This window comes from Sporosarcina sp. SG10008, assembly GCF_044569405.1.
GTDB classification, from domain to species: domain Bacteria; phylum Bacillota; class Bacilli; order Bacillales_A; family Planococcaceae; genus Sporosarcina; species Sporosarcina psychrophila.
The window spans coordinates 472699-484878 of record NZ_CP172607.1; the positions used below are offsets into that span (position 1 = coordinate 472699).

The following is a 12180-nucleotide window of genomic DNA, read 5'->3' on the forward strand; positions in this document are numbered from 1 at the left end:
GTTGCTCATTCGCTAAATTCGTTCGTAAAACTGGTGAGGTATACCACCTTGTTAATCTTAATATGTAGTGCAGATATTACTTTTAACTTTTTTGGATGCCTTCAATGACTATCACTAAATAGCAGGCGACCTCTATTTCAAACGATGTATATTTTTTGGTCCATAATGGTACCGACAGGATAAGGTATGCTATATTTATGTATAAGTATCAGTTTTTCTGTCGAACATTGTAAGACAGTTTCTGAGAATGCTAGGTTATATATGTATTCTTATTTATCCTTTCAACACCGTTTGTTCATGTACCCTACTAATCAGTGGATAATTCGTCTCAACGTGATAGGTGAACTTACTTGAAAAGATGAATTATGAAGCATGGATAATACATTGAAAAGGGGAATTATCTTTTGAACACTAAAAAACTTTCGTTATACGCTACAGCACTATTATCGACGGCACTTATATTAGGTGCGTGTACCGATAAAGAGATAGTAAAGAACGCTCCTACGAATGAGGAAATTCAGAGCGAGTTCGGTTTCCGTTCATTTGACTTAGATATAGATACAGTCAAGAAGAGAGATGCAATTGAAGCTTCATTTGACTTGGATATGTCCGAAACCGAAGCAGAATACAAGAACAAATTAAATAACATTAAGCTATCAGGAGATAAAGCTTATAGTGAATTGCAACCGATTTTTAAAGAGCTAGGTTTAACAACAGACATGTCGAGAGAAGAAGTAATAGAAAAGGTGTCCAAAGCATTTGGTGCAGAAGATTACGCGGAGTTTGATCTGGAAATTGAATTCACAGATGGAAGTGAGCAAGAATTTTCGGATATGAAATAATAAACTACCGGGAGAATTCTAGTTTTCGGGGTAAATAGTACGCAATATTCAAAGCGCCGAACCTCAAAAGTTCAGTGCTTTTTGTTTTTATCATATACAACTAGTTACTTTGCCTATCCAATAATTTTACGACCGTTATAAGTGGAAAAGTAACACGGAATTAAAGAGATGAATGATTAAGTTTTATTGAATTGACGAAGGCATTTTTTTCACTTACCTAACATTGTGGTGAACGAAGCGCGATTGTTATAATAAGAATCTTTTAAGTTGGGCAGGAATTTATCATAAAGAATAGAATATAGAGCATAGTAGTCTATAAACGCATAGTAACGTTATATGGTAAATAATATGAATTATATAGTAGACGGGGGTATTGTATGAAAGAAGGCGGCAAAAGTGAGCTCATTTCGTGGATACAATCAGTAGCAATTGCATTCGTCATTGCAATCGTCATACGCCAATTTTTATTTACACCAGTCGTCGTATCGGGTCAATCGATGCAGCCGACTTTTGAAAATGATAATAAAATCGTCATCTCAAAAGTGTATAAGATTGATCGTTTTGACATGATTGTTTTCCATGCTCCGGATTCAGAGGACAATTTCATTAAGCGGGTAATTGGTCTTCCGGGAGATGTCGTCGTCATGAACAACGACAAGCTTTATATAAATGGCGTGGAATATGAAGAGGACTATGTGCAAGAGAATAAAGCTGGGATTTTCGAAGGCCAGAAGTTAACACAAGACTTTAAAGTGGAAGTACCTGAAGGCTATTTATACGTGCTTGGAGATAATCGAAGAAACAGTACAGATAGTAGAATCATCGGTTTCATCGATGAAAAATCAGTTATTGGTTCAGTGAAGTTCAGGTTCTATCCATTTCGTGAAATGGGAATACCAAAATGAAAAATCACTCTAAATGTTCCATGCTCATTGGAATTGACGGTCTTGGCGGATCGGGAAAAACGATGTATGCCTATAAATTGCAGCAACAGTTAGAGGGCTCAGTGATCTTGCACCTTGATGATTTTGTACACAAAAAGGAAGTCCGTTATAACGAGAATTATGAAGAATGGTATTGCTATTATCATTTACAATGGCGGTATGATTATTTAATACAAAAATTACTGCTACCATTGAAAAGTGGTTTGGATGTGAATGAGACAATCGAAGTGTATAACAGAGAAACTGACAGTTATATACTGCGGGAAATTGAAATCCCCGCGGGAACAACAGTAATCGTTGAAGGGGTTTTTCTACAACGTCCTGAATTGAGACCGTATTTTGAAATAGTCGTCTATCTAGAGTTGGATCAAGAGACGAGGTTAAAAAGGATTACAGATAGGGACATCTATATGGGGAATAAGAAAGAAATCGCTTTAAAGTACGATCAACGGTATTTCCCCGCGGAAGAAAAGTATATAGAACAATGCAATCCATTAGCTTTGGCAGATATAGTTGAAAATGAAGTGAAAGAGGGGCTAGTATGACATTTCCAGTTTTAAATACGCCGCGACTTCGATTGACTAAAGTGGAATCAGGTCATGCGCCTGCACTATTCACCATTTTTTCAAATCCACAAGTAGTTAAGTATTATGGGATGGACCCGATGTACGAGTTGGCTCAGGCGGAAAAAATTATTGAGCATTTCAAAAGTACTTATGAAACAAAAAGAGGAGTGCGCTGGGCGATTACGCTAAAAGACGGGAACCAGTTTGTAGGCACAATTGGATTGAATAACTTGGCACTTGGCATGAAAAAAGCGGAAGTTGGATTTGAAATACATCCGGACTTTTGGAGAAGCGGTATTACCTCTGAAGCATTACAAGCGGTTTTGGATTATTCATTTGATGAACTTGGGCTGCACCGTATGGGGGCAGTCACATTTCCTGCAAATAGTGCATCTATCGGACTGTTAGAGAAGAATGGATTCTTGGCAGAAGGAAAGTTAAGAAGTTATTTATTCCAAAATGGGCATTCCCACGATGCGTTGATATTTTCAATTTTGCACACTGAATGGAAGATAAATCAGTAACGACACCCCAAGTACTCTGCATATAATTTTGAGACCACTGAAAAATGGATTCAGACTTACGAGTAGCTTTAATTGAAAATCATTAAATTAAGAAAGGTCTATTTCTCTTACAAGAAATAGACCTTTTCAAGTGTGTATACCGCATGCACCTTAGTTAACACCTCCCTTAACGTAAGTAGTTAAATCCATTGCACAATAAGAAAACATACTAAGATCAGTAGTACTAACCATTGCCTTGGTCTGCACTACTGTTCTTAGTATGATTTATAACTTGCGTCCTCTGCTACTTAATAGGCAATAAACCATTGCCAGTTGTAATATAGATTTTTCCATCTATTTCAACCGTTTTCACTATACTTTCCTTCAAGCGAATTATGCCACGTTCCTCCACTACTGTTGATTCTTTTTTAAAGAGAACGGGGGTAATGGATTTATATATAGTGTACTTGGTATAAAAAACATCTTCAATTAGTGGTGTTTTTGAATTCGTCTTTTCAGAGATAAAGTATGGTTTTGAAAGAATATCATTACTTTCTACATACGCATAAAAATAAGTCGGTAGTAAAAACGCCCTAAAACAACACGTTGTTACAATGATTATTACAAAAAATGATAATGTATCTGCTGCCCGTATATTTACATCTTTTTTAACTGAAATTATGTAAATTGCAGAAGGAAAAGAAAAGACAGCGATCAATAAAAGCCATTTATCAATACTAGTTCTATTGACCACAATAGTCCATCCAAAAAACTTAATTATAAAAAGAAATATAACGATGGAGGCTAAGCTTAATAAAGCAATATAAATCTTTTTCATTTTTTCACTCCCTTAAAAATACTAGTTATTCCCAATAATAGCATACTCATTGTCTTCTCTTACAAAGACTACCGAATAACGCGAATATACCAAAAAATCAATTCGGTTATACCTAACCAAGTCAAATAGAAATATCGAAGAGAAGATAAGGGGGAAAGAGATATGTCTTATACTATCACCAACAATTACATCCCGGAGTCCTTATCCCCCGCAGTTACAGTCTTTGCTACTAATTGGTTATTTTAATGATGGTGAGATGGAATTGCTGGATACAAATCAACTGAAGCAATATTTTGCTGTATCGGTCAAGCATTTAAAACCAGCCAGTCTTGCACATCGCATTATTACACATTAATGGTATACTTTGTATAAATTGAAATAGGGAAAAATGACATCAAATCTAAATTATTGATAGGTTCTATTGTTCTTGTGATTGGTGTTGCATTCGTTGGGGTACGTGCCATTTTTACTTACGGGTAGGTTTGTCATTTTATAGTAAATGTAACTTTTAGCCGAACGCTACGTATATATTAAAAAGGGGAGGTAATGTAATGCATTGGATAATGTGGATTTTCTGGGGGTTCTTTGTAACTTTAATTGTAGGCGTCTATCTTGTGGATTTTTTGACTAAAAGGAAATATAGTTTTCATGAACAGGAAAAGTCATTAAATCAGAATTCAGCTGTAAACGATACTCTACGAGAAGTGGGACGGATTGATCAACAAATTGGACCGTTTTAAATTAAGGAAACCTCATAAATACTTCAACTAATGAAAGCTTTAGTTGAACAAGTAGCTGCCTGTAAGGGTAGCTTTTCTTATTGAACTCTCATGAAAATTAAACGCAGCTCTTTTTTTTTAAAAAAAGTACAGCGTCTAGATTATGGAACAGATTACTTGTTGTCTTGCGCGTTCTTCAATAATGCTTCGAAGATAGCGAACTAACTCCTTTAGAGAAGGAGTAATATAGGGAAAAAAGTACGTTACTTATTCAATAATTTTTATCTTTGGTTTAATAAGCGGGATGTTTATTGTTATCCCTTTATTTGGTGATGTGTTTAGGTGAGTGTTTTTTATGATAGATGAATTGATGAAATTGCAGCAGAGAATGGGTGAAAGTTACCTGTTCTTTTTTATTTGACTAAAAGGAAGATTATCGGGAAGTGTTTTGCAGACGTTATACGCAATATAAACCTTAGCCTTATCACCTGCCAAAAAGATGACAAATTAGTTGGAAAGTGACACTGGATTTTTGTAGTCTGATTAATCAATACGCATGCTATAATATATAAATATGTGAACATATTCCAAATAAATAAAAAAATGCAATTTTAGAGATTAAAAGGAGAATATGATAATGAAAAAAACAATGCTGTTAATGTTAACAGTTATTATTATAGCTGGTTGTAATGGAATATCTTCAAACAATACTTATAAGCAAGCAGAAGGCAAAGTTATTGTGGGTACTCACGATTATATAATGATGATAGGTGAGTTCGAATGGCTAGATACTGACGTGAAATTTAGAAAAATTAGTAGTTCAGATATAAATGACTTAGCAGTTGGATTCAATACATTACAAGTTGAAAAAGGTGGTAAATTAAAAATTGAAATTGAAGAAAATCCTTCATCTATCATCCTAAAACAATGGAACGAAGATGAAACAAGTGATGTTGTTGAACTTAAAGATAATGAAATAATCCTTCCATCGGAAGAGGGATATTATATTTATGAAGTTATCGTAGAATGGAACAAAGGAAAAGCAACTTATGTTTTTGATATTAATATAAAATGAAACAAAAATTCATTGGGATGGTTGTTAGTATACAGGATTTTGGGAGGTATTCTATTTTCTTGTTGTTTAGTTAAATTTACATAACTATAGATTTAAACGGACCTGGCGTTCAGCGGAAATCCTGTTAACTCAACGATGTATAAAATTGGATGCATACAAAAAACGAAGGACCGCAGGGGGAAACTGAGAGTTTATAGGGTTATGAAGTATAATTACCTGCCGAGAATTGACGTTTTGTTAACCTCGTGTGCATGGTTATACAAGGCTGTTCAGCGATCGAATTCCTTGTTGAACTAACTGGCAGTTTAGTGAGATAAGAGATATTGTGAAATTAAAAAAAAGAAGGGGATGATAAAATGGTGCTTTTTGTAGGGTATGTATTTGCATTCATAGGAGCACTTGCTGCTTATCATCTAAGCGAAGGTAAGTCAAAGAAAAGGAAATACATTGTTTGGGGAATCACTTTTATGTTGGTAATCTCACCATTATTATCTTTTCAGATTGGTTTAACCTATGGCTTAATTATTAGGAATATATGGGCAATACCAGTAACAATTATTATACTGTTTACGATTGGTTTCATCATAGGACTAATTATACTATTAATAGGCATATTCAAGAAGAAGGAAACGGACGTTCCTGTATAAATCATTAAACTCCCATGAAAATTTAAAAACGCTCTAAATCTATAAAACCGCATAACAAAAAAACTCAGAAAAAGTTTTTTGAAAAAAGGCTGAGCCTACAAAATGATTATATAAGTTGAAAGTTAATCAAGAACCAACTCCATTATTCCTAGAATAAAGGCAGGCTGGTGTAGTAACCAGAGTAGGATTAATCTTCCATAAGTGCTACCCGTATTGGGTGCGACATTCTGTTATGCACCGTGGTCGTTGGAGTCAGGCTAAAGGATAGGGCTCCACGGCACTATAGTTAATCGACCTTCATCGCTAGCCGTAGTATCCAATACCCGTACTGTACACATTTTCATCCTCTGTGGTGTAGCGCTGATTTTGCGCTACATGTATGGCTAAAGGGGCAGGTTAGTTAAACAAGGTTTCAGTATAGAGGTTATTCAAAATAGAAAAAGAATAGAGAAGGATATTAGTTGTTTAGTCTGGAGGGATTTTGTATGTCATTTGAACAATGCCAAAGAATTACTTCTTTAATGTCAGGATTTAACAAAACGTGGTTTATTGCAGGAGGTTGGGCAATTGACCTATTTATCGGTAGGGAAACAAGACAGCATCAAGATATAGAGATTGCCTTATTTCGAAAAGACCAATTAAACCTGAAGGAATACCTTAAAGATTGGGATTTTAAAAAGGTTATTAAAGGTAAGCTCTATACTTGGGGAAATGAGTTTTTAGAGTTACCTATTCACGAAATACATACTTTGAATAATTCAAATGGAGACAAATTAGAAGTTCTTCTAAATGAAACAAAGGATTATGATTGGAAATTCAGAAGGGATTTAACGATTTCCTATCCACTTAAGTCAGTTTGGAGTTATTCTGATACAGGCATTCCCTATCTAAATCCAGAAATTGTGCTTTTATATAAAGTGAAAAACACAAGAGAAAAAGACCAACAAGACTTTATGGCGATATTAGAATGTTTAGATGACGAGAGAAAAAAATGGCTTCAGTATGCTATACAATTGCACGAACCGGAACATAAATGGCTTCATTATTTAACATAACGTCTAGTTAAACTCCCATGAAAATTAAAAAACGCTCTAAATCTATAAAACCGCATAACAAAAAAACACAGAAAAAGTTTTTTGAAAAAAGGCTGAGCCTTCAAAATGATTATATTAAGTTGAAAGTTAATCAGAAACCAACTCCATTCTTCATAAAATAAAGGCAGGCTGGTGCAATAACCAGAGTAGGATTAATCTCCCATGAGTGCTACTCGTATAGAGTGCGACAGTTTATGATGCACCGTGGTCGTTGGAGTCAGACTAACGGATGGGCTCTATGGCACCATAGTTAATCGACCTTCCTCTCCCAGCCGTAATATCCAATACCCGTACTGTACACATTTTCATCCCCTATGGTGTAGCGCTGATTTTGCGCTTCATGTATGGCTAATGGGGCAGGTTCGTTCGAGAGAAAATTTGAAACATTTTGCATTATAAAACGTATTACAGGTGGTAGGATTTATATTATGGAGGTGTTTTTTTGAAAAGAATTTCTCTTTTTATAATTTCTTTGTCTTTAATTATCTCACTGATGGGATGCAGTTCAAGTGTTCAAAGTAGTATAAAAGATTATAATGACAAAGATATTGCAGCTATTGTCAAAGACAAAGAAATTACGATAGGTGAATTAAGATTTTTGTATCCAGATGAAGAGGTGTTGGAAAGTATTGAGGGAACTGTAAAAATCGAATTAATTCTGCAAGAAGCTAAAAGAATGAATTTGGATGTTTCCGATAACAAAGATCTACAAGGGGAAACAATGATGTTGCTACCTCTTAGAGATAAAGAAGATCCATTCGGAAAATCTATGATTGATTTTATCGAAATGCAAGCTCAAAAGTTAGGTATGGAACCTAAAGAATATTATAAGAAGTACGTAGAAATCAGGAGTGAACAAATTGCTTATATAGATGCTTATACGCAAGAAATGTTTGGTGAACCAGACGCATACAACGAAGATGGGTTAGAGGTATACAATAAAAAAGCCAATGACTTTTTGAATGAATTTGTAAAAGAACATAAAAATGAGATTAAAATATTAATTAAGTAACTTTAATATGCATCTCTTTTTTCTTGTTTCAGAAGGGGAATTTGTTTAGATTAAGAATATGTACAGATATAACTGCGAGTTATAAATTCATATTTGAATAGGTGAAAAAAATGATTTCAATCGATAGAAAACTAAGATTACGAGATTTAGAAATTTTTCGTTTCTTTAAAGACAATAAAATGTTGGCTTATGTCATTATTGAAGATACTAGAGGACCATTTACAGAAGAAGATAAAAAGTTAGAGCCACTTTGTTTTTTAGATGACGAAGATATAAATATAATTGTAAATGTATTCAAAATTTATTTCTTGTCAGATGAACCTTTAGAAAAAGAAGATTCGATGATGTTAAGACAGTTTTTTGGAGAATTAGTTGACATTAGTTCTGTTACAAACTATATTACTCAAGAATTTATACAGAAAGACTTATATGAACATGTGGATGATTCGTGGGATATTAAAACTCATCAAAGAATGTTAGATATAGTTGGTTCAAAGTATAAGATCCAATCAATTGATGAAAAAAGTTGGTTAAATTTATCTCAAGAATAATGTCAATTTAGTTGAAAATGGGTTACTTAGGTAACTCTTTTTTTTGTTGAACTAACGGGGCAGGTTAGTTGAACAAACTTTCATATTAATTATGATGCCTAAATCCAATAAATGGTATTATTTAAAAAGTAGGGGGAACACAATGAACAAAAAATATAGCAAGTGGTCTGCCATATTAAGTATTATTTGTGCAATAACTATTTTTACTTCTTATGCAATTGCACCACAAGAGCCTGAAGGCTCGATGGTTGTACTTCTAAAAATATTATTTTTCACTTTCATTATCGCGGGTGTTCTTAGTCTGATACTTAGCTATTTGGCGTTTAAAAACAAAGAAGAAGGCTTTCTGAAGAAGATAGCCCCTATTATAATTTTATTGATATTGTTAGTGTTCGCCCTTTCACTTATTGGAATAGTAGTAAGTCTGGGTGATTTATTTTAATGTCGCTTATTGCACTAACTGGTGCGATTGCTTTATAAGCGATTTCGTCTATATCGCAATTGGGCCAGATTGACGAATCTTATTTCGAGTCAAAAACGTTCAAAAGGTAAAGGAGTTTTTTTGATGAGCATTTCTGAAGTTACTATCCTGCCACTGATTTACAGCGGAATGTTTATTTTCTTTTTAGTTCCATCTGCTAAGAAGGAAAGTAGAAAAGTGCATAAAGGACAATCAACCTTTCTATTTGTTTTTAAAGACAACTTAGCTAAGATGGTCTTTCAAAAAAAGGCTGTATTGGCTTTAGCATTGTTCGGAATTACGTTATTCATTATCCAGTCAGTGTTTGCTGGTGCAGAATGGCATTATAATGCGCATAGCGGCTATCCACCGATTAGTTATAAATCATCAGCGCTATTCACCATGGGCGGTACGATAATATATACAGCCATGCTCTTGCTAGCACTTGGATACGGGAGAACGATAAAAAGTATGAAGAATGCAAAGTAACAACAATCGGGCGCGATTGTTGAATAAATTGCCTTAAGGCGAGCTGGCTGCCCTTAAGGAAACCATATAAAGCAAACGGGCCAAATTATAGAATAACTATGTATTTGAAACTTAATTTTGCTTAAATCGTAATAAATATAAGAGTGAGGAATATAAAAAATGTATAACCATGAATAAGCCACTAAGAAAGGTGGGATATAAATGAAAAAATATCAATTCAATGATGTGAGATACATGAAAAAAAAGAATGCTATTCAAGTGGAAAACAGGGAGAAAGAGAGTGTTGGAACCATTGAAAAAGCAGATATTACAGGATGTGAAAAGAGAAGTGTAGTGTCATTTACTGCTCACAAAGGATCCGAAATTAAGATAGGGATTAAAAAACGAAATATCAAAAACTTACTTGTTGCTACATATATCATTGAAACAGAAGAGAAGACCTATTTTTTGAAAGATAAGCCAGGGAATAGCCTACTCTACTTTTGTGTTGTAGGAAAAATTGATGAACAAGACATACGTATTGAAGAAAATTGGAGCAGCGAGATAGAAGTGAAAATAGACCAAATTCATATCGCTACTATCAAAGCAAATGAGTTCACGCTTAAAACAACTATACTCACTGAAGACAATATTTACGAATCAACTTTACTTTTTGCTGTTACTATTTTGATGTACTTTATGTATAAAATTTATAAGAATGAATCCGAATTCGTTGAAAATATATTGTTTGATTAATGCGGACATAACTAGGTACTCATGTATAACCTTAAGTCTTAATATAAAGGAGCAACCAATTGGATTCATCGAAGTTTAGGATTAGTCGATTGTTTTTGTATTTTCTACTAGTATCGGTATTTCTCTTTGTATCGGGTAATGTCGGACGATATTTAATAGAAACTCACGATATTGAACGAAAAGTAGCCATGCTTCTACAAGGGGGGATTTTTACTGGATTAACGCTCATTGTACTCTATATACTGAAGAGAAAAAGTCCCGAATCGTTTAAAAGTATCGGCCTAAAAGGTGTAAATTCATCATCTAAGATGGCTATTGGAATTGCATTGCCTTTTATCTTACTTGGAGTAGGTATTTTAACGGCCTATTTATTCGGCGGGATTGAAAATCTCAGTATGAACTTGACAACAAGTGCTGTAATTTCCGTTTTAATCAATACAATAACAGCATTTATATACGAAGCATTTCCAGAAGAAGTCTTTATACGTGGTTTAATATTTGAAGAGTTGCAAAAAAAGTTCCGCTTTTTTACTTCGTTAATTTTGCAACCGTTAATCTTTATTTGTGTACCGATAACAGTGATGGCGATGGAATCAATATTCTTTGATAAGCCATTTGCAATAACTATAGATTATTTTATATTACTCTTCGCTTTTGGAATTGCTCTACAGCTTTATAGAGCATATACCGGTTCACTATGGATGAATATAATATTCCATTTGGTTTACCTTGAAGTAGCTAGATATATTTCTCTGGGAGGTATATATGAATCAGGTGTTGCGCTTTTAGAGTTTGATGAGACGTTTGAAGGCTTCATGTCGCTATACTTATCATTTTTGTTTATTGTAATACTTAGTGTCGTGGTGTTATCAGTTTTAATATTAAATGATAAAAGAAAAATAAGACGTAACCGCTCTTTGTGATTAGGATTTAATAAAAAATACTTTAGAATAACAAATCTACTACAATCGGGCGCGATTGGTTAATAAGCGTCTCTGTTCTTATTAAACTAACGAGGTGCTTGTGCGGCCGAGCCTAGGTCGTATCATATAGCGGGTGGGATTCCCGTCGAGAAAGAACTAGCCATTCACTCGTAGCGAGTCTTGGAGGGCTATTGGTAACAGTAGCCTTTAAGCGTAGACAGTTAGGTGGCGGGCCGAAAGCCAACTGGTTGAAGGGATTGAGCTCCATAATGTTAGTAAATCGAGAGGGCTTATGCCTTAAGCACAGCAGAAAGCTACATTTTATCCATCGTTAAAGGCAAGAAGGATAAAACCTCTCTGGAGTCAGAGACCTTGGCACGTGTCACATTGATAGGATACGGCAACTCGGGAGACCCTACCGGTCTTTTCTGCTTATAGAAGAGTATGGTGTACAAGCGATAATAAGCAAGGAAGCCAAATGCCGTTGTAGGGAGTCGGATAGCAGCGTAGTACCAATGAAGTTGGGTAATGCCGATGGAGGAAAGGCTGCTACCAAGTTATCACCCTTATTAGGGACACATTTACTACACACAGAGGTAGGGATACTAAATGGAAACAAAACTAGTAAGGATAGCAGAATCAGCAAAAATCCGAGTGAAAGAGATTAGCTATTTTTTGTGAATGGTGACTAGGAAGAGCCGTGTGCGTAAATAGCGCAAGCACGGTTCTGTGAGGGGGGAGGAACACAATTTACCGTAAGGTAGAGAGGTTCCCTTCTACTC

15 protein-coding genes are annotated in these 12180 nt (G+C 34.7%); 14 read left to right on the forward strand and 1 reads right to left on the reverse strand.

The annotated features are described in order from the left end of the window. Positions 1-404: 404 nt before the first annotated feature. The 4 genes from ACGLYD_RS02455 to ACGLYD_RS02470 all read left to right on the forward strand — a co-directional run bounded on the left by ACGLYD_RS02455 (position 405) and on the right by ACGLYD_RS02470 (position 2876). Positions 405-842, forward strand: coding sequence for a YusW family protein (locus ACGLYD_RS02455; protein WP_187046944.1), 438 nt, complete (start codon positions 405-407; stop codon positions 840-842). A gap of 377 nt (positions 843-1219) precedes the next feature. Further along, the gene (gene lepB, locus ACGLYD_RS02460) at positions 1220-1747 is read left to right on the forward strand and encodes a signal peptidase I (RefSeq protein ID WP_067206530.1); all 528 of its coding nucleotides are present in this window, start codon (positions 1220-1222) and stop codon (positions 1745-1747) included. Then, positions 1744-2331 (forward strand): AAA family ATPase, encoded by a 588-nt coding sequence (locus tag ACGLYD_RS02465; RefSeq protein WP_187046946.1) that lies wholly within the window; start codon positions 1744-1746, stop codon positions 2329-2331. Before lepB ends, ACGLYD_RS02465 begins: the two co-directional genes overlap by 4 nt. Next, positions 2328-2876 carry a GNAT family N-acetyltransferase gene (locus ACGLYD_RS02470; protein ID WP_187046947.1) on the forward strand — a complete coding sequence of 183 codons (549 nt, stop codon included), beginning with the start codon at positions 2328-2330 and terminating at the stop codon, positions 2874-2876. The genes ACGLYD_RS02465 and ACGLYD_RS02470 overlap by 4 nt, the downstream gene beginning before the upstream one ends. A 283-nt stretch (positions 2877-3159) precedes the next feature. Here ACGLYD_RS02470 and ACGLYD_RS02475 read toward each other — a convergent pair whose 3' ends face one another. Next, entirely contained in the window at positions 3160-3693 is a 534-nt protein-coding gene (locus ACGLYD_RS02475; RefSeq protein ID WP_399631142.1) for a hypothetical protein, read from the reverse strand. A gap of 551 nt (positions 3694-4244) precedes the next feature. Here ACGLYD_RS02475 and ACGLYD_RS02480 point away from each other — a divergent pair. The 10 genes from ACGLYD_RS02480 to ACGLYD_RS02525 all read left to right on the forward strand — a co-directional run bounded on the left by ACGLYD_RS02480 (position 4245) and on the right by ACGLYD_RS02525 (position 11398). After that, positions 4245-4433, forward strand: coding sequence for a hypothetical protein (locus ACGLYD_RS02480; protein ID WP_067206551.1), 189 nt, complete (start codon positions 4245-4247; stop codon positions 4431-4433). 616 nt (positions 4434-5049) lie between these two features. Beyond that, positions 5050-5487 carry a hypothetical protein gene (locus ACGLYD_RS02485; protein WP_067206554.1) on the forward strand — a complete coding sequence of 146 codons (438 nt, stop codon included), beginning with the start codon at positions 5050-5052 and terminating at the stop codon, positions 5485-5487. 356 nt (positions 5488-5843) lie between these two features. Next, the gene (locus ACGLYD_RS02490) at positions 5844-6134 is read left to right on the forward strand and encodes a hypothetical protein (protein WP_187046949.1); all 291 of its coding nucleotides are present in this window, start codon (positions 5844-5846) and stop codon (positions 6132-6134) included. A gap of 485 nt (positions 6135-6619) precedes the next feature. Continuing rightward, the gene (locus ACGLYD_RS02495; RefSeq protein WP_187046950.1) at positions 6620-7189 is read left to right on the forward strand and encodes a nucleotidyltransferase domain-containing protein; all 570 of its coding nucleotides are present in this window, start codon (positions 6620-6622) and stop codon (positions 7187-7189) included. Between the two features lie 481 nt (positions 7190-7670). Further along, positions 7671-8240 (forward strand): hypothetical protein, encoded by a 570-nt coding sequence (locus tag ACGLYD_RS02500; RefSeq protein WP_399631146.1) that lies wholly within the window; start codon positions 7671-7673, stop codon positions 8238-8240. A gap of 110 nt (positions 8241-8350) precedes the next feature. Further along, the gene (locus tag ACGLYD_RS02505; RefSeq protein WP_399631148.1) at positions 8351-8791 is read left to right on the forward strand and encodes a terpene synthase; all 441 of its coding nucleotides are present in this window, start codon (positions 8351-8353) and stop codon (positions 8789-8791) included. A 142-nt stretch (positions 8792-8933) separates the two neighbouring features. Continuing rightward, positions 8934-9233 (forward strand): hypothetical protein, encoded by a 300-nt coding sequence (locus ACGLYD_RS02510; RefSeq protein ID WP_067206563.1) that lies wholly within the window; start codon positions 8934-8936, stop codon positions 9231-9233. A gap of 123 nt (positions 9234-9356) precedes the next feature. Then, the gene (locus ACGLYD_RS02515; RefSeq protein ID WP_338653308.1) at positions 9357-9740 is read left to right on the forward strand and encodes a hypothetical protein; all 384 of its coding nucleotides are present in this window, start codon (positions 9357-9359) and stop codon (positions 9738-9740) included. A gap of 201 nt (positions 9741-9941) precedes the next feature. Continuing rightward, positions 9942-10475: a hypothetical protein gene (locus ACGLYD_RS02520; RefSeq protein WP_067206568.1), complete on the forward strand. Its 534-nt coding sequence runs from the start codon at positions 9942-9944 to the stop codon at positions 10473-10475. A gap of 59 nt (positions 10476-10534) precedes the next feature. Next, positions 10535-11398 carry a CPBP family intramembrane glutamic endopeptidase gene (locus ACGLYD_RS02525; protein WP_067206571.1) on the forward strand — a complete coding sequence of 288 codons (864 nt, stop codon included), beginning with the start codon at positions 10535-10537 and terminating at the stop codon, positions 11396-11398. Positions 11399-12180: the final 782 nt, after the last annotated feature.